The sequence below is a fragment of the Allosalinactinospora lopnorensis genome (genome assembly GCF_000981225.1).
GTDB lineage: Bacteria > Actinomycetota > Actinomycetes > Streptosporangiales > Streptosporangiaceae > Allosalinactinospora > Allosalinactinospora lopnorensis.
Genome location: NZ_LAJC01000010.1, coordinates 32,603 through 49,607, shown reverse-complemented (window position 1 = coordinate 49,607; position 17,005 = coordinate 32,603). Strand labels below are relative to the sequence as shown.

Here is a 17,005-nt window from a genome sequence, read left to right as displayed (position 1 = left end):
CTGACCGCCCGTGTCCAAGGTGCCAGAGCAGCCGAAGGGGCCCCGCCCGGGGAAGGCGGGGCCCCCGGCCTCTGGTGCCGGCGGGCGGAAAGCGGGGCCTGCGGCGACCTCGGCAAGCCCCTCCGCGAAGAGCGCCCCTGCCGCCCCGCCGGGCCGCGCCCGTCCGGCGCTGACGAGTCGCGCGGCCATCCTCGCGCTGGTGATGTGCGCGATCGCGCTCAGCCTCGCCTACCCGGTGCGGGAGTACATTCTGCAGCGCTCAGAGATCGCGAAGCTGCAGGAGGAACGGGAGCGCACCGAACAGAACGTGGATGAGCTGCAGCAGCGCCACGACGAGCTGCGGGATCCCAGCCACATCGAGCGTGAGGCCCGTACCCGGCTGCACTACCAGTACCCGGGCGAGCGCGCCTACGTCGTCATCTCCGAGGATGAGCAGCAGACCGAGCAGGGAGAGTCCTCCGAGGCGGACGGCCCCTGGTTCACCAGGCTCTGGAAGTCGGTGCAGGAGGCCGACGAACCCGTCACGGAGGACGAGGAGATCCCTGAGGCCCAGCCGCCCGACCGGTAATCGAGGCCTGCGCGCCCGGTAACCTGGGGCTGACATGGCATCCCCGAATCACACCGCCCACACTGCCGCCGACGGGCGGCTCCCCGACAGCGCCGCCGTCAAGCACCAGTTGGGCCGCGAGCCGCGCGGGCTGCGCGGGGTCGCTCACCGCTGCCCGTGCGGGCTGCCCGACGTCGTGCGGACCGCGCCGCGGCTGGAGGACGGCACACCGTTCCCCACGCTGTACTACCTCACGTGCCCCCGCGCGGCTTCCGCCATCGGGACGCTGGAGGCCGGCGGACTGATGCGGGAGATGACCGAGCGGCTCGACTCCGCCCCCGAGCTGCGAGCGGCCTTCGAGAAGGCGCACGATTCCTACATCGCCGAGCGCGACGCGCAGGCGCGGGCCGACGACGCCGAACCGCTGCCCGAGGGGATGCAGAGCGCGGGCGGCATGCCCACCCGTGTGAAATGCCTGCACGCCCTGGTCGCCCACGAGCTCGCCCGGCCCGGGACCAACCCGCTCGGCCGCGAGGCGCTGGACGCGCTTCCCGCGTGGTGGGAGAAGGGGCCGTGCGTCTGCGGTACGGAGCGTTCGGGCGACCACACCAGTGACGACAGCGAGGAAACGCCAAGTGACCACCGTGGCGGCCGTTGACTGCGGCACGAACTCCATCCGGCTGCTCATCTCCAGCGTGATCTCGCTGGACGAGGACGAGGTGCAGCTGGTCGACGTCGAGCGGCGCATGGAGGTGGTGCGGCTCGGCCAGGATGTCGACCGCACCGGCGCGTTCGCCCCTGAGGCGCTGGAGCGCACGTTCACCGCGCTCCGGGAGTACGCGAAGCTCATGCGGGAGCACGGGGTCGAGCTGTCCCCGGAGTCGGTCCGGATGGTGGCCACGAGCGCCACCCGCGATGTCGCCAACCGCGACGAGTTCATCGGCGGTGTCCGTTCCATCATCGGCGTGGAGCCGGAGGTCATCAGCGGCGGTGAAGAGGCGGAGCTGTCCTTCGTCGGGGCCACCGCGGAGCTGGAAGGGGCGGAGGAGGAGAACGGCTTCGAGCGGCCCTACCTCGTGGTGGACATCGGAGGCGGATCCACCGAGTTCGTGCTGGGCCACGCCGACCCGGAGGAGGCCGGCGCGGTGCGCGCCGCGCGCTCGGTGAACATCGGGTGCGTCCGGCTGACCGAGCGGCACCTCACCGAGGACCCGCCCACTCCTGAGCAGGTCGCCGCCGCGACCGCCGATATCGACGCCGCGCTGGACGAGGTCTCCACCGTGGTTCCGCTGGCCGAGGCCGCGACGGTGGTCTGTGTCGCGGGGACCGCGACCACTGTGGCGGGCATCGACCTGGACCTCCCCGAGTACGACTCCGAGCGGATCCACCACACGCGGGTCTGCGCCGACCGGGTGCGCGAGATCGCCGAGCGGCTCCTGGTGATGCCGCACGAGCAGCGCGCGACCATCGGTGTGATGCATCCGGGGCGGGTGGACGTCATCGGGGCGGGGGCCCTGCTTCTCGACCGGGTGCTGGCCCGCAGCGGAGCCGCCGAGTTCGTGGCGAGTGAGCACGACATCCTGGACGGACTCGCGTGGAGCCTGTGCCTGGGGGAGCAGCTCCCGGAATAACCCCGGGTGCTCGGCCGTTGACCCAAGTGCGTCGGGCTCCTACTGCGCCAGGTGAGACGCATCACCTCGTGAGAAGCTCGTGAAAGCTTTCACAACCACTGTGAAGTGGAGAGACGCTCTCCCTCTCGGTTTTCGTGTGATCCGAACCGTTCATTTCTGTCCTTTGTTTGACATAGAAGGCTTGTGAAAGGATGCACAAGCGTGAGGCGGAGAGGGGGCTCTCGCCGTTCGCGGGAATTCGCGGGAGGAGAGCGCAGCCTCTCCGCTGGAAGCCGGCGCACACATGTCAGTCAACGAAGACTTATCCGATTCTCGTCGCTCCCGCGCGGAGCACGAAACGGGACCCAAGGGCGGATTTACGATGACCGAGAGCAGGAACTACCGACTGGTGCACGGCGGGGGCGACCAAGCGGAGATTCCGCACGTCCTCATCGTCGGTGGCGGGTACCTCGGGATGTACACAGCTCTGCGGCTGGAGAAGAAGCTGGGCCCGGGCGAGGCCCGCATCACCGTCGTCGACCCGAACTCCTACATGACCTACCAGCCGTTCCTCCCGGAGACGGCGGCCGGCAGCATCAACCCCCGCAACGTCGTCGTCCCGTTGCGCAAGGTCTTCAGGCGCACGCGTGTCCTCACCGGGCGGGTGGTCCGGATCGACCACGCCGAACGCAGGGTCGGGTTCGAGCCGGCCGTCGGCGAGCCGCGCGACATCGACTACGACTACCTCGTCATGGCCGCCGGCGCGGTCTCACGCACCCTGCCCATCCCCGGCCTCGCCGAGTGGGGCATCGGCATCAAGACCGTCGAAGAGGCGGCGTTCCTGCGCAACCACGTTCTCGAACAGCTCAACATCGCCGACTCGACCGACGACCCCGAGGTCCGGCGCAAGGCGCTGAACTTCGTCTTCGTCGGCGGCGGGTTCGCCGGTGCCGAGGCGATCGCGGAGTTGGAGGACCTGGCCAGGGACGCCACCCGGATCTACTCCTCGATCGGCATCGACGATCTGCGCTTCTACCTGATCGAGGCCGCGGACAAGATCCTTCCCGAGGTCGGCGAGGACGTCGGCGGCAAGGCGCTGAACCAGCTCCGGCAGCGGGGGATCGACGTCCGCCTCTCCACCTTCCTGGAGTCGGCTGTCGACCAGCGCATCAAGCTCAGCGACGGCACCTCGTTCGAGGCCGGGACACTGGTGTGGACCGCCGGTGTCAAGCCCAACCCGGTCGTGCAGGCCAGCGACCTGCCACTCGGCCCGAAGGGGCACCTCGACACCAGCGAGTACCTGACCCTCAACGGAGTCGAGAACGCCTTCGCCGGCGGCGACAACGCGCAGGTGCCCGACGGCCACGGCGGCTTCTACCCGCCGAACGCGCAGAACGCCGTCCGCCAGGCCCCGGTCCTGGCGGACAACGTCATCGCCGCCCTGCGCGGCAAGGACCTGGTGGGCTACAAGCACCGGAACCTCGGGGCGGTGGCCGGTCTCGGCCTGCACAAGGGCGCGGCCCAACTGTTCGGGAAGATCAAGCTGACCGGCCGGCTCGCCTGGTACGCGCACCGCGCCTACCACCTGTTCGCCGTCCCCACCTTCAACCGGAAGATGCGTGTCCTCGCCGACTGGACGCTGGGCCTCTTCCTGCGCCGCGATTTCGCGGCGCTGCCGGAGATGGGGGAACCGCGCCAGGCGTTCGAGGAGGCCAGCACGGTCACGGTGCAGGACGGCCGGCTGCGCAGGGTGAGCTGAACCGGCAGGTGGACACCACGAGGAGACACCGCCGAGCGGCCGGTCCCGGTACCGGGACCGGCCGCCGCTACGAGGGTCCGAACCGTTGCGAAATCGGCGAAATCGCCACTGGCCGGTATGATGGTGCCGCCCTCGTAGCCCAATGGAAGAGGCAGGCCCCCTAAAAGGGTCACAAGTGTCGGTTCGAGTCCGACCGGGGGCACCATTCGGGGCGGCGTCGGCGCAAGCACCCCCTTCACAAGCGGTGGTACACGGCATCGCCGCTGGTAGACTCCATTCGGTGCTTTCGGTGCCGCCGGCGTCCATCCGCGGCGTTCGGGTAGCGGACCGAGGCCAGACGCCGACGGAGTGAGGGGGTCGGCGGTCGGCCACCCATCACCCGACTGACACCAACGCCACGGCCAAGTACATCAGCGCCCCTGCTCCATCAGCAGTTGCAGGTGGGTGAAGAGCCGCTCGTTAGGGTCGGAGAGGTCGAGCCCGCTCACGGATTCCGCACGGCGCAGCCGGTAGCGCAGCGTGTTCGGGTGGATGTGCAGCCTGCCCGCTGTCCGGCGGACGTCGCCGAAGTCCTCGAGGTAGGCCAGCAGCGAGGGTACGAGGTCCGATCCGGAACCGGTGTCGTGCTCTATCAGCCGGTCGATGCGGGGGTCGCGAAGCGCGGGGCTCTCCCGCATGTGCGCGAGCGTCTCGCTGATCAGTACCCTCGCTCGCACCTCGGAGATCGTGGCGACGTCCATCGCCAGGTCGCGCCCCATCGCGTCGAGGACCCGGTCGGCCTCGGTGCGGGACCAGGGGATGTCGGGAAGTGCGCCCACCGGTGAGCCCACGGCTCCCTGCACCGAGACACCGAACATCCCGCGCGCCGCCCGGACGGTCTTGCGGGTCAGCGCGAGCACGGACGACTCCGCCCGGGGGGCGATGTCGGGCAGGAGCACGTAGACGCGGCCGCCCAGTGCCGTCACCAGCGCGGTGTGCCGGTAGGCGGCGGCGTGCACCGAGATGAGGTCGATCATCCGACGGCGCTTCAGCTCCCGCCCGGAACGGTCCTCACCGCCGGGTTCCGGCCGGTGATCGCGGTCCTCGCCGCCGGGTGCGGCCAGGGCGAACGCCACGACCAACGCGGTCCGTTCGGGGGTCACCTCGATGCTGTCGGAGAGGGCGGCGGCATCGATCCGGCCCTCCAGCAGTCCGGCCAGCAGGTCCTCGCGCAGTCGCAGTCCGGCGCTCACCTCGGTGCGGTGCCGCACCATGTGCAGGGCGGTTATCCGGGCGGCGCCCAGCAGTGCCTCCTCCGCCTGCCCGGCCAGCGGGTGGGACCCCTCCTGCACCCAGATCGTTCCCAGCGGCTGCGAACCGGCGCGCACGCCTACCGCCAGGCGCCGCCGGATGCCCAACTCCGGATGCTCGTCGATGTGCACGACCTCGTCGCCGGAGCGCAACCGGGAGAAGACGCCCCACTTGCGGAGCAGCGCCAGGTACTGCTCCGGTCCCTGGCGCCCCAGGATCGACAGCCGCCGGAGTTCGTCGCCTTCCTCACCGCTGGTGTAGGCGAGCACCCGGCTGGCCGCGTCCTCGATGGAGACCAGGCCGCCGGTGAGAGTGGAGATCGACTGCGCCAGCGAGAACAGGTCGCCGGCGGAGTCGCCCAGGTCAGCCTCGCTGACCAGCCGGGTGTCCTCGACGACGCTCCGGCACAGCGACTGCAACTGGTCCCAGCGCACGTCAGGACGGACCGCCAGGAGCGCGATACCGGCCTCCCGCGCGGTTGTCCGCAGCAGCTCGGCCTCGCCGCCCGGCTCCTCGGCGCGGGTCGCCGCGCTCACCTTCACCGCGACCGCGGTCGCCCCGCGCAACCCCGCTGAACGGACCAGATGGCGCGCCGCCGCCCCGCGCGCGCCTATGAGCAGTACCAGGTCTCCCGCGAACGCCTCGTTCTCGTCCTCCGGGTCGAGGATCACAACGTTGCCGACCCGGGCCTCCAGGCCCGCCGGCGCGGTGAGCACGTCCATGAGCGGATCGCCCACAGCGAGCAGAAGCCGGCGCAGCGGCACACCGTCGGCGCTGTCGCCGGAGCGATCGGTTTCGGTGCTCATATCCATCCACATTGTCCCATCGGCCAACCGGCGGCGCCGAAGAGTGGCCGTCACCACAAAGTATCCCGCGGGCGGCGTCTTTAGCGTTTGTCCGGTTCCACAACGATTTCTCGACGGAGGTGCCCATGGACGCCGTCACCACCGTGCCGACCCCGGTGAACGAGCCCGTTCTCGGTTACGCGCCCGGCAGCCCGGAACGGGCCGGACTGGAGGAACGGCTTGAGACGCTCACCAAAGAACCGGTCGAGCTCACCATGACCATCGGCGGGGAGCGCCGGATGGGCGGCGGGGACCGCCTCAACGTGGTGCAGCCGCACAACCACGGCTCCGTCCTGGGCGCCCTGGGCAACGCCACGCACGACGACGCCCGCGCGGCCGTCGCCGCCGCGAAGGAGGCGGCCCCCGCCTGGCGCGCGATGCCGTTCGACGAGCGCGCCGCGGTCCTGCTGCGCGCCGCCGACCTGCTGGCGGGACCCTGGCGCCAGACACTGAACGCCGCGACCATGCTCGGCCAGTCCAAGACCGCGATCCAGGCCGAGATCGACGCCGCCTGCGAGCTGATCGATTTCTGGCGGTTCAACGTCGCCTACGCGCGGCGCCTGATGCAGGAGCAGCCCTACAGCCCGCCGGGCCAGTGGAACCGCCTCGAACAGCGCCCGCTGGAGGGGTTCGTCTACGCGATCACGCCGTTCAACTTCACCGCGATCGCCGGAAACCTCCCCACCGCCCCGGCCCTCATGGGCAACACCGTGGTCTGGAAGCCTTCCCCGACGCAGCAGTTCGCCGCTCACCTCACCATGCGGCTGCTGGAGGAGGCCGGTATGCCCCCGGGCGTCATCAACATGGTCACCGGCGACGGCATCGCCGTCTCCGACGTCGCGCTGAACGGTCCCGAGCTGGCCGGCGTGCACTTCACCGGATCGACCGGCACCTTCCAGCACCTGTGGTCGTCGATCGGCGCGAACATCGCGAACTACCGCTCCTACCCGCGCATCGTCGGCGAGACCGGCGGCAAGGACTTCATCGTCGCCCACGCGTCCGCCGACCCCGATGTCGTGCGCACCGCGATCGTCCGCGGCGCGTTCGAGTTCCAGGGGCAGAAGTGCTCGGCCGCTCGCGGGCGTTCATCGCCCGCTCGGTGTGGGAGCGCGTGCGCGACGACCTCGTCGCCGAAGTGGAGTCGCTGAGTATGGGCGATGTCACCGACCTGGCGAACTTCATGGGCGCCGTCATCGACCGCCGCTCCTTCGACAGGCTCGCCGCCGTCCTGCACCGGGCGCGTACGGACGAATCGCTGCAGGTCCTGGCCGGGGGTACCGCCGACGACTCCGTGGGCTACTTCGTTCGCCCGACCGTCCTGCTGGGCACGGATCCGGACAACGACGTCTTCCGCACTGAGTACTTCGGTCCCGTGATCGCGGTGCACGTCTACGAGGACAGCGAGTACGAGCGCGTCCTCACGACCGTCGACGAAGGGTCGGGCTACGCCCTGACCGGTGCCGTCATCGCCGACGACCGCGAAGTCATCACCAAGGCGCATGAGGCGCTGCGCTTCGCCGCCGGCAACTTCTACGTCAACGACAAGCCGACCGGCTCCGTCGTCGGTCAGCAGCCCTTCGGCGGTGCCCGGGCCTCGGGAACCAACGACAAGGCAGGCAGCGCCCAGAACCTGGCGCGCTGGACGAGCCCCCGCTCGATCAAGGAGACCTTCGTCCCGCCGAAAACCTCCACCTACCCCCACCAGGGGTGAGCCGGGGAGTACGGATCCTCCTGCGGCCCCGGGCCCACAAGGCCCGGGGCCGCTCGCCGGCGGACAACACAGAACGAGGTTCAGCATGCTCCGTACGCCATTTCTGATCGCGGCGCGCTCCACCGCCTGCCGGACCGCCGTTGAGCGCGCCCCCGTGACCCGGGGCCTCGTATCGCGGTTCGTCGCCGGATCGACCCTGGAGCAGGCGTTGCCCGTGGTCGAAAGGCTCGCCGGAGACCGCTACGTCACCCTGGACCATCTGGGTGAGGACGTCACCGAAGTCGCGCAGGCCGAGGCCACCGTCGCGGCCTACACCCGCCTGCTGGCGGAACTGGGCCGGGCCGGGCTGGGCGCCCGGGCCGAGGTCTCGGTGAAGCTGTCCGCGGTCGGCCAGTTCCTGCCGGCCGACGGGGAGAGGATCGCCCTGGAGAACGCCCGGCGCATCTGCGCGGCGGCCGGGAGGGTCGGCACCACGGTCACCCTCGACATGGAGGACCACACCACCACCGACTCCACGCTGTCCATTCTGCGCGAGCTGCGCGCCGACTTCCCCTCGGTCGGTGCCGTGCTGCAGGCGTATCTGCACCGGACCGAGGCCGACTGCCGCGACCTCAGTCACGAGGCTCGCGCGTCCGGTTGTGCAAGGGGGCCTACGACGAACCGGCGTCCGTGGCCTACCGGGACAAGGCGGAGGTGGACCGCTCCTACGTGCGCTGCATGAAGATCCTCATGGCCGGCGACGGGTACCCGATGATCGCCTCGCACGATCCCCGCATGGTCGCCATCGCCGGGCGGCTCGCCGCGGACGCCGGCCGCCCGGCCGACGGCTACGAGTACCAGATGCTCTACGGCATCCGGGACTTCGAGCAGGTCCGGATCGCCGGCGAGGGCAACCGGATGCGCGTCTACGTGCCCTACGGCGACGAGTGGTACGGGTACTTCATGCGGCGCCTCGCCGAGCGTCCGGCCAACGTCGCCTTCTTCGCCCGGTCGGTGCTGAGCCGCGGCTGACCCGCACGGGGCCGGACATGCGGAGCGTCCTGTGATGTGTCGGACACGTGACCGTGTCACGGGAACCCCGGCGGCGTATGGTGCGTTACTTTGGCGGCAGCAAATTCACCCCCGAAAGGCTTGCGAAGACATGCGGATGACGAGTTCGAACCCCGTGCTGAAGCGGGCGATGCAGTCCGGCCAGCCAGGGTACGGCCAGCCGTATCAAGCGCCGTACGGTCAGGGCGGCCACTCCCAGCAGCCGTACGGCCAGTACCCCCAGCAGGGGTACCCGGGCGGTGTCGACGAGGCCTCGCGGCCCATGACGATCGACGACGTCGTCATGCGCACCGGGATGACCATCGGCATGGTCATCCTGACCGCGGTGGTGTCCTTCCTCCTCTTCGACCCCCTCAACCCCGGCCTGGGGATGCTCCTCACCTTCGGCGGCATGATCGGCGGCCTGGTCCTGGGGCTGATCATCGGGTTCAAGCAGTCGACCAACCCGGTGCTGATCCTGGTCTACGCGGCGCTCGAAGGGCTCTTCGTCGGCGGCATCAGCCGGCTCTTCGAGATGATGGCGGGTGCGGAGGCCGGCGGCCTCGTGACCCCCGCGGTCTTCGGCACGGTGTTCGCGTTCGCCACGATGCTCACGCTGTACAAGACCCGCGTGATCCGGGTGACCAACACCTTCGTCAAGGTCGTCATGGGCGCCCTCGTCGCGGCGCTCGTGCTGATCCTGGCCAACCTGCTGCTGAGCTTCTTCATCCCGGGCGGCCTGGGCCTGCGCGAGCCGTCCATGCTCGGCGTGATCGTCACCCTGGTGCTGATCGTGATCGCCTGCGCCACGTTGGCCATCGAGTTCAGGGGCATCGAGGACGGCATCGCCGCCGGTGTTCCGAACAGGATGGCCTGGCAGTTCGCATTCGGCCTGACCGTCTCGCTGGTCTGGCTGTACATCGAGATCATCCGGCTTCTCTGGATGCTCCAGGCGATCTTCGGCGGCGAGTAGCGGCCGCCCCTCACACAAACGTTCGCCTCGCCCGGGATGCTCCGGGCGAGGCGAACGCCTTCTGGTACGGGTGCTGCGGGACCGGTGGCCCCAGCGTGACCGGATCAGCGCTCAGCGGCGCTGGGGCGGAACAATCGAACGGTTGCGGCGGCGCCGGTCGTATTCCTGGACAATGGCCTGTGCGTATCCGTGGCTGATACCGTGCTCATCCGCCAACCAGTTCGTACGCTCTGAGCAACGGGTCAGCCCTGGTCCCTTTTCAAGCTGGTCGAACCACTCGTGGAGGTCGCGGCCTGTGACAGACGGGATGCGGGCGAGAAGCAGCGCGTGGGTCTCCGGCGAGTGGGCTACCGACATGGGCACCTCCGAGAATAAATGGCACTTACCTGCGACCTTGCACCAGGATCACGGTTCGGACAAGCCCTTGCGATGACCTTTTACGTTACGCCCCGTTGATCAGGGGGTGTGCCCCGCTTAACCTGCCGTTCGCCTCCCCGCGCCGCTTCGGGGACGCCGCCGTGTATCCGAGGCGGGCACCCTGGCCGTCCTCTTCGCCTTGGGCTTCCCAACCTCCACCGCGGCTCAACTCAACCGCTCGAAGATCGCGGCCATTCCCTGTCCTCCACCGACACACATGGTCTCCAGGCCGTAGGTCTTGTCGTGGAACTGCAGGCCGTTGAGGAGCGTGGTGGTGATGCGGGCGCCGGTCATGCCGAAGGGATGGCCGACCGCGATCGCGCCGCCGTTGACGTTGAGCTGGTTCTCGATGTCAATGCCGATGTCGTCGGCCGAGGGCAGCACCTGCGCGGCGAACGCCTCGTTGATCTCCACCAGGTCGATGTCGCTGATGGCCATGTTCGCGCGGGTCAGCGCCCGACGCGAGGCCTCGACCGGACCGAGCCCCATGATCTCCGGAGAGAGGGCGCTGACACCGGTCGAGACGATCCGGGCCAGCGGGGTGATCCCCAGTTCGGCGGCCTTGGTGTCGCTCATGATCACCACGGCGGCGGCGCCGTCGTTCAGGGGGCAGCAGTTGCCCGCGGTCACCGTGCCGTCGGGCCGGAACACCGGCTGGAGCTGGGAAACCTTCTCGTAGGTGGTGCCCCGGCGCGGGCCGTCGTCGGAGCCGGCCACCGAGCCGTCCGGCAGGGTGACCGGGGCGATCTCGCGCTCCCAGAAGCCGTTGTCCGTGGACTTCTCGGCGAGGTTCTGCGAGCGGACGCCGAACTCGTCCTGGCGCTCCCGGGAGAGTCCGCGCATCTGGACGACGTTCTCGGCGGTCTGGCCCATCGCTATGTAGACATCAGGGAGCTGGTCGTCCTCGCGCGGGTCGCGCCACGTGGAGGCGCCGCCTTCCGCGCGCTTGGCCGTGCGGGCCTCGGCGTCCTCGAAGACCGGGTTCTTGGTGTCGGGCAGGGTGTCGCTGTTGCCCTTGGCGTACCGGCTGACCATCTCCACACCCGCGGAGATGAAGACATCGCCCTCGCCGGCCTTGATGGCGTGGTGGGCCATCCGGGTCGTCTGCAGAGACGACGCGCAGTAGCGGGTCAGGGTGGTGCCCGGAAGCGTGTCGAGGCCGAGCTGTACGGCGACGACCCGGGCGAGGTTGTAGCCCTGCTCGCCTCCGGGCAGGCCGCACCCGAGGAGGAGGTCGTCGATGGTGCTCGGGTCCAGTTCCGGAACCTTGGCCAGAGCAGCGGTGACGATCTGCGCGGTGAGATCGTCGGGGCGGACGTCCTTCAGGGACCCCTTGAACGCGCGCCCGATGGGCGAACGCGCGGTCGCGACGATGACGGCTTCAGGCATGCTCGCGGACCTTCTCTCGTAATCACAGGCACAGGGCGTGTTGTTACTCGCACGTTAACGTGTGCTATCCGGCTGATCTACCGCCGGGGTCGGATTCTGCCCCCTCCGTCCCGGAGACGCTGACCGCTGTGCCTCCGGTGCCGGACTCTCCGGTTGTGAGCGGCTCGTCGTCGATGGTCTTGGTACGGCGCCGGATGAGGGTCGCCCAGCGTCCCCGGGGACCGCGTTCGCGCCCGGCGACACGGGCCCCGCTGACCTCCATGCCGGACTCCTCGGCGGCTTCCACGGCGGCGCGGTCGACGGGCAGCACGCCCTCGCCCCGACCGGGGTCGGGGACGGTCTCCAGCTCCGGCAGCAGCCCCAGAGCCACGCAGGCCGAAGGCAGCACCGCGGTCGCGGCATGGGCATACCCGCGCGCCGACGGGTGGAACCGGTCCGGCCCGAACATGTCATCCGGGTAGGAGTGGAACTCGTCGCTCAGCAGGGTGCCCAGCGAGACGGTGCGTCCGCCGGCCTCGACGGCGGCGATCGTCTGGCCGGCCGCGAGCTGCCGGGACGCACGCCGGGCGATGTAGCTCAGCGGCCAGCCGATGTGCTCCACCGTGCCCAGGTCGGGGCAGGTGCCGACGACGACGGCGATGCCCATGTCGATCAGCTCGCGCACGGCGTTCTGCAGGTGGCGCACGGAATCGGCGGGCCGCATCCGGTGGATCACGTCGTTGGCGCCGATGAAGACGATGGCGACGTCCGCATCGGTGCCGCGGACCCGCTCCACCTGGGTCGGCAGGTTTTTGGAGGTGGCGCCGACGACGGCGACGTTGCGCAGGCGCACCGGGCGTTCGGCGATGGCCGAGATGCCGGAGGCGAGGAGGCTTCCCGGAGTCTGCAGGCCGTCGGTGAGCGCGAACCCGGCGGCCGTGGAATCGCCCATCATCACGAGCGAGAGCGGCGTACCGTCGCCGCTCCCGTAGATGCCGTTCACCTTTGGTGCTGTCCAGGGGGTACGCCCGATGGCCCTGTGGGCGAGCCGCGCCTGGAGGTACAGCAGACCGACGGTGCCCGCGCCCAGCAGGGTCAGCCCACCCCCTCCGAAGGCGGTGGCTGTGGCGATCCTCCGAGCTCGCGCGGCCCGTAACACCATGTTTGACGCCTCCCAATCCGACCGGTGCCAGAGGAACACGGATTCGTCTACTCATGGGTAACGCTAAGTCAATACTCACCCGCTATAGCGTGTTCCCACGCCGAGTGAGAAGAGTGGGGTGCCTCGTGTTCTTGTCCGGGGCTCGTGTGCAGCGAGTGTCCGCCACGTTAAAGTCGGGGCGCACGGTCCGGACCGGTCCGTGCGCGGCGGAGACCGGCCGCGACCAGTTACGAGGCGGGCGCGTGATCCGCCCCGCCCCGAGGTGAATGAGGGGGTTTGAGCTGATGCGGATGCATAACTCATTGATTGAGCTGGTCGGCGATACCCCGTTAGTTCGGTTGACCACGGTGACCCAAGGGGCGGCGCCGATGGTGCTCGCCAAGGTCGAGTACTTCAATCCCGGCGGCTCGGTCAAGGACCGGATCGCCCTGCGCATGATCGAGGCCGCCGAGGAGAAGGGCCTGATCGGGCCGGGCGGAACCATCGTGGAGCCGACGTCGGGCAACACCGGTGTGGGCCTGGCGATCGTGGCGCGGGAGAAGGGGTACCGCTGCGTGTTCGTCTGTCCCGACAAGGTCGGCACCGACAAGCTCTCCGTCCTGCGGGCCTACGGAGCGGAGGTCGTGGTGTGTCCGACCACCGTCGCCCCCGACCACCCCGACTCCTACTACTCGGTGTCCGACCGGCTGGCCGAGACCATCCCCGGCGCGTGGAAGCCGGACCAGTACGCGAACCCGAACAACCCCGAGTCGCACTACCACACCACCGGCCCGGAGATCTGGGAGCAGACCGAGGGCCGGGTCACCCACTTCGTGGCCGGAATCGGCACCGGGGGAACGGTCACCGGGGCCGGCCGCTACCTCAAGGAGGTCTCGAACGGCCGGGTGAAGGTCATCGGCGCGGACGCCGAGGGGTCGGTGTACTCCGGCGGCTCCGGGCGCCCCTACCTCGTCGAGGGGGTCGGCGAGGACATCTGGCCGCAGACCTACGACCCGGAGATCTGCGACGAGGTCATCGCGGTGAGCGACAAGGAGTCGTTCATGATGACCAGGCAGCTCGCCAAGGAGGAGTCCCTGCTGGTGGGCGGCTCCTGCGGGCTCGCGGTGGTCGCCGCCCTGCGGGTCGCCGCCACCGCCTCCCCCGACGACGTCATCGTGGTCCTGCTCCCCGACGGCGGGCGCGGTTATCTCACCAAGATCTTCAGCGACGAGTGGATGGCCGACTACGGCTTCCTCTCCACCGAGACCGAGGAGGCCACCGCGGGGCAGGTGCTCGCGGGCAAGGAGGGGCAGATGCCGGACCTCGTGCACACCCATCCGAGCGAGACCGTTGGGACGGCTGTGGCGATCATGCGGGAGTACGGCGTCTCGCAGCTCCCGGTGATCAAGGAGGAGCCGCCGGTCATGGCCGCCGAAGTGGTGGGGTCGATCGCCGAGCGCGACATGCTCGACGCCCTCTTCAACGGCCGGGCGCAGCTCACCGATCCGGTGGAGTCGCACATGGGCAAACCGCTCCCGGTCGTGGGCTCGGGTGAGCCGGTGAGCCGCTGCATCCAGCTGCTGGAGGGGAACGGGGCCCTCGTGGTCCTGCAGGACGGCAAGCCTGTCGGCGTGCTCACCCGCCAGGACCTGCTGGCCCACCTGTCCGGGTAGCGCGGGAACCGGCCGCGTCCCACCAGCGTCGATCTTGCGGAGATCGGACCTTCGAGCGCGCCGGGAAGGAACGATCTTCGCGAGGTCGGTGAGAGGAGGGTCCGCCTGCGTCGCCGGCCACCGCGCCTATTACCGTGTTCCCCGGTATTACTCACCGGTAGATGTGGGGATCAGGTGTCGCGGCTGCTGTCCTGGCTGGTGCGTACGGTGTGGTCGTGGGCGCGGCGGCACGCCGAGATCCGCCCGGGTTCCCGGGCGGCCCGGCGGTTCGCCGGCTACGGCGCGGGCACCTCGATCGCCTTCCCGCCCGCGACGATTTTCGGCGAGCCGTGGATCGGACTCGGATCGCACACCCTGCTCGGTGCGGACATCACACTCACCGCGGGTATGGTGCCCGGCCTCGACCTGGGGCCGGAGCTCTACATCCGGATCGGCGACGGGTGCACGATCGGGCGCGGGTCGCACATCGTGGCGCACCGGTCCATCGATATCGGCGACGACGTCTTCACCGGTCCGTACGTCTACATCACCGACCAGAACCACGTGTACAGCGACGTCGACGTGCCCGTCGGACGGCAGTGGCCCGCCGACGCGCCGGTGCGTATCGGGGCCGGCACCTGGATCGGAGCCAACGCGGTGGTGCTGCCCGGCACGCGGCTCGGCCGGAACTGCGTGGTCGCCGCGGGCTCGGTCGTGCGGCCGGGGGCGTACCCGGACCACAGTGTCATCGCCGGCGTTCCCGGTCGGGTCGTCCGCCGTTACGACCCCGAGGCCGGGTGGACACCGCCGCTGCGTGAACCCGGCGGGCCGCCCGCCGGGGAGAGCGGGATCCGCCCCGCCTCCGAGTGGGAATGCCCGGCACCTGGGGATCCCCGGCCGGAAAGGTCCGCCGATCCGGTGAACGACCGGGGCCGTGCCCACTAGTCTGGGCCGCATGACGTTCGACGGGTTTCAGACACTGGCCATCCACGCGGGCCAGGAGGCCGACGCTGAGACGGGTGCGGTCGTGGTTCCCATCTACCAGACGAGCACCTACGCCCAGGACGGTGTCGGCGGGCTGCGCGGCGGATACGAGTACTCCCGCGCCGCCAACCCCACCCGCGACGCACTGGAGGAGTGCCTCGCCGCGCTGGAGTCCGGGACGCGTGGGTTCGCGTTCGCCTCCGGTATGGCGGCCGAGGACACGCTGCTGCGCACCGTCGCCGAACCCGGCAGCCACGTCATCATCCCCGGCGACGCCTACGGCGGCACGTTCCGGCTGTTCTCCAAGGTCCTTCAGCGCTGGGGGGTGAGCTGGGACGCCGTGCCGCAGTCCGACCCCGACGCGGTGCGCGCGGCCGTGCGGCCGGAGACCGTCGCCGTCTGGGCGGAGACCCCGACGAACCCGCTGCTGAACATCGGCGACATCGAGACACTGGCCGGCATCGCGCACGACGCGGGTGCGCTGCTGGTCGTCGACAACACGTTCGCCTCGCCCTACCTGCAGCAGCCGATCCCGCACGGTGCCGACGCCGTTGTGCACTCCACGACCAAGTACCTGGGCGGCCACTCCGATGTCGTGGGCGGCGCGCTCGTGGTGGCCGACCCCGAGCTGGGGGAGCGGCTCGCCTTCCACCAGAAGTCCATGGGCGCGATCGCCGGGCCGTTCGACGCCTGGCTCACGTTGCGCGGCATCAAGACGCTCGGCGTGCGGATGGACCGGCACTGCGCGAACGCCGAACGGGTCGTCGACGAGCTCACGCGCCACCCCGGCGTGACCCGGGTCTACTACCCCGGCCTGCCGGACCACCCGGGCCACAAGGTGGCGGAGCGCCAGATGCGGGCGTTCGGCGGCATGGTCTCGTTCCGGCTGCGCGACGGGGAGGAGGCCGCGCTGCGGGTCTGCGAGCGGGCGCGGGTCTTCACCCTCGGGGAATCCCTGGGCGGGGTGGAGTCCCTGATCGAGCACCCCGGGCGGATGACGCACGCCTCGGCGGCGGGATCGCCCCTGGAGGTGCCGGACGACCTGGTGCGGCTCTCAGTGGGGATCGAGTCGGTCGAGGACCTCGTCGCCGACCTGCTCCAGGCGCTCGGGGATTGAGCGCGCCGGCGCCGGTCGCCCGGCGCCCCAAAGGCACCGAGCCGGCGCCGATGGCCGTCAGGCTCCGATACGGTCGTGCCTGGCGGCCCCGCCTTCGTCGTCCTCACGCGGCTCGCGGGGATCGGGGATGGCGGGCTGTTCGGGGAAGTTCAGGTCGACCAGGCGGCGCCCCGAGTTGGAGAGCGTGCCGCCGTCTTCGTCGTTGCGCAGGGAACGGTAAGCCCTGCGGCGGTCGTCGAGCTTGATCCTGACCGACACCGCGACCAGGAACCCCAGAGCGGTCACAAGTAGTACGAGCCCGGAGATAATCACCAGGATTGTCACGGTCCGTGCACCCCCTCAAAATGAGGACCGGTTTCGCCGTTTCGGCGAGCCCGAGGGGACATGGGACGGACATGCCACCGTCGAACATCTTTCAGCTGTTCTATTGAGACGCTCCCACCGGGGATCGGGTTCCATCCGAACGCCAATTTCGGCGGAACCGGTGCTTTGTCCGCGCTTTGTCCAATTCGAACGGGTCGGGATCACCACGACTAGCGATTGTCGTTTTCCGAGGTCAGAG

At 69.8% G+C, this 17,005-nt stretch carries 13 protein-coding genes, 1 tRNA gene and 2 pseudogenes; 11 read left to right on the top strand and 5 right to left on the bottom strand.

Annotated features, from left to right (window positions below):
* Window positions 1–10 precede the first annotated feature (10 nt).
* The 5 genes from VS93_RS05635 (at window position 11) to VS93_RS05615 (ending at window position 4,121) form a co-directional block, all read left to right on the top strand.
* Complete coding sequence (locus tag VS93_RS05635; protein ID WP_236700363.1) at window positions 11–568, top strand: FtsB family cell division protein; 558 nt, start codon at window positions 11–13, stop codon at window positions 566–568.
* 34 nt (window positions 569–602) lie between these two features.
* On the top strand, window positions 603–1,205 hold the full coding sequence (locus VS93_RS05630; protein ID WP_046468949.1) for a DUF501 domain-containing protein: 603 nt from the start codon (window positions 603–605) through the stop codon (window positions 1,203–1,205).
* Window positions 1,183–2,178 (top strand): Ppx/GppA phosphatase family protein, encoded by a 996-nt coding sequence (locus tag VS93_RS05625; RefSeq protein ID WP_046468948.1) that lies wholly within the window; start codon window positions 1,183–1,185, stop codon window positions 2,176–2,178. The genes VS93_RS05630 and VS93_RS05625 overlap by 23 nt, the downstream gene beginning before the upstream one ends.
* A gap of 361 nt (window positions 2,179–2,539) precedes the next feature.
* Window positions 2,540–3,916 carry an NAD(P)/FAD-dependent oxidoreductase gene (locus tag VS93_RS05620; RefSeq protein WP_046468947.1) on the top strand — a complete coding sequence of 459 codons (1,377 nt, stop codon included), beginning with the start codon at window positions 2,540–2,542 and terminating at the stop codon, window positions 3,914–3,916.
* Between the two features lie 128 nt (window positions 3,917–4,044).
* Window positions 4,045–4,121, top strand: a tRNA-Leu gene (locus tag VS93_RS05615).
* A gap of 205 nt (window positions 4,122–4,326) precedes the next feature.
* On the opposite strand, the gene VS93_RS05610 is transcribed toward VS93_RS05615, so the two are convergent.
* Window positions 4,327–6,012 (bottom strand): PucR family transcriptional regulator, encoded by a 1,686-nt coding sequence (locus VS93_RS05610; RefSeq protein WP_173434264.1) that lies wholly within the window; start codon window positions 6,010–6,012, stop codon window positions 4,327–4,329.
* Between the two features lie 125 nt (window positions 6,013–6,137).
* Here VS93_RS05610 and pruA point away from each other — a divergent pair.
* From pruA to VS93_RS05595, 3 genes and pseudogenes are all read left to right on the top strand, one after another.
* Window positions 6,138–7,762, top strand: a pseudogene (gene pruA, locus VS93_RS05605) (L-glutamate gamma-semialdehyde dehydrogenase).
* Window positions 7,763–7,847: 85 nt separating this feature from the next.
* Window positions 7,848–8,773 (top strand): annotated as a pseudogene (locus tag VS93_RS05600) (proline dehydrogenase family protein).
* Between the two features lie 130 nt (window positions 8,774–8,903).
* Window positions 8,904–9,764: a Bax inhibitor-1/YccA family protein gene (locus tag VS93_RS05595; RefSeq protein ID WP_046468946.1), complete on the top strand. Its 861-nt coding sequence runs from the start codon at window positions 8,904–8,906 to the stop codon at window positions 9,762–9,764.
* 111 nt (window positions 9,765–9,875) lie between these two features.
* Here VS93_RS05595 and VS93_RS27705 read toward each other — a convergent pair whose 3' ends face one another.
* The 3 genes from VS93_RS27705 to VS93_RS05585 form a co-directional block, all read right to left on the bottom strand.
* Window positions 9,876–10,121: a DUF4287 domain-containing protein gene (locus tag VS93_RS27705; RefSeq protein WP_082126650.1), complete on the bottom strand. Its 246-nt coding sequence runs from the start codon at window positions 10,119–10,121 to the stop codon at window positions 9,876–9,878.
* Window positions 10,122–10,346: 225 nt separating this feature from the next.
* On the bottom strand, window positions 10,347–11,570 hold the full coding sequence (locus VS93_RS05590) for an acetyl-CoA C-acetyltransferase (protein ID WP_046468945.1): 1,224 nt from the start codon (window positions 11,568–11,570) through the stop codon (window positions 10,347–10,349).
* A gap of 64 nt (window positions 11,571–11,634) precedes the next feature.
* Window positions 11,635–12,708, bottom strand: a complete 1,074-nt coding sequence (locus tag VS93_RS05585) for an SGNH/GDSL hydrolase family protein (RefSeq protein WP_173434266.1) — start codon at window positions 12,706–12,708, stop codon at window positions 11,635–11,637.
* 287 nt (window positions 12,709–12,995) lie between these two features.
* On the opposite strand from VS93_RS05585, the gene VS93_RS05580 reads away from it, so the two are divergent.
* From VS93_RS05580 to VS93_RS05570, 3 genes are all read left to right on the top strand, one after another.
* Window positions 12,996–14,363 (top strand): cystathionine beta-synthase, encoded by a 1,368-nt coding sequence (locus tag VS93_RS05580; protein WP_046468944.1) that lies wholly within the window; start codon window positions 12,996–12,998, stop codon window positions 14,361–14,363.
* 174 nt (window positions 14,364–14,537) lie between these two features.
* Window positions 14,538–15,287, top strand: coding sequence for an acyltransferase (locus VS93_RS05575; RefSeq protein WP_046468943.1), 750 nt, complete (start codon window positions 14,538–14,540; stop codon window positions 15,285–15,287).
* A gap of 10 nt (window positions 15,288–15,297) precedes the next feature.
* Window positions 15,298–16,443, top strand: a complete 1,146-nt coding sequence (locus tag VS93_RS05570) for a cystathionine gamma-synthase (RefSeq protein ID WP_046468942.1) — start codon at window positions 15,298–15,300, stop codon at window positions 16,441–16,443.
* 57 nt (window positions 16,444–16,500) lie between these two features.
* On the opposite strand, the gene VS93_RS05565 is transcribed toward VS93_RS05570, so the two are convergent.
* The gene (locus VS93_RS05565) at window positions 16,501–16,767 is read right to left on the bottom strand and encodes a hypothetical protein (protein ID WP_046468941.1); all 267 of its coding nucleotides are present in this window, start codon (window positions 16,765–16,767) and stop codon (window positions 16,501–16,503) included.
* Window positions 16,768–17,005: the final 238 nt, after the last annotated feature.

Excerpts from the sequence above, each read along its gene's own strand:
- VS93_RS05570 (WP_046468942.1), top strand. The coding sequence starts at position 15,298 with ATGACGTTCGACGGGTTTCAGACACTGGCCATCCACGCGGGCCAGGAG.
- VS93_RS05595 (WP_046468946.1), top strand. The coding sequence starts at position 8,904 with ATGCGGATGACGAGTTCGAACCCCGTGCTGAAGCGGGCGATGCAGTCC.
- VS93_RS05590 (WP_046468945.1), bottom strand. The coding sequence starts at position 11,570 with ATGCCTGAAGCCGTCATCGTCGCGACCGCGCGTTCGCCCATCGGGCGC.
- VS93_RS05630 (WP_046468949.1), top strand. The coding sequence starts at position 603 with ATGGCATCCCCGAATCACACCGCCCACACTGCCGCCGACGGGCGGCTC.
- VS93_RS05610 (WP_173434264.1), bottom strand. The coding sequence starts at position 6,012 with ATGAGCACCGAAACCGATCGCTCCGGCGACAGCGCCGACGGTGTGCCG.
- VS93_RS05580 (WP_046468944.1), top strand. The coding sequence starts at position 12,996 with ATGCGGATGCATAACTCATTGATTGAGCTGGTCGGCGATACCCCGTTA.
- VS93_RS27705 (WP_082126650.1), bottom strand. The coding sequence starts at position 10,121 with ATGTCGGTAGCCCACTCGCCGGAGACCCACGCGCTGCTTCTCGCCCGC.
- VS93_RS05620 (WP_046468947.1), top strand. The coding sequence starts at position 2,540 with ATGACCGAGAGCAGGAACTACCGACTGGTGCACGGCGGGGGCGACCAA.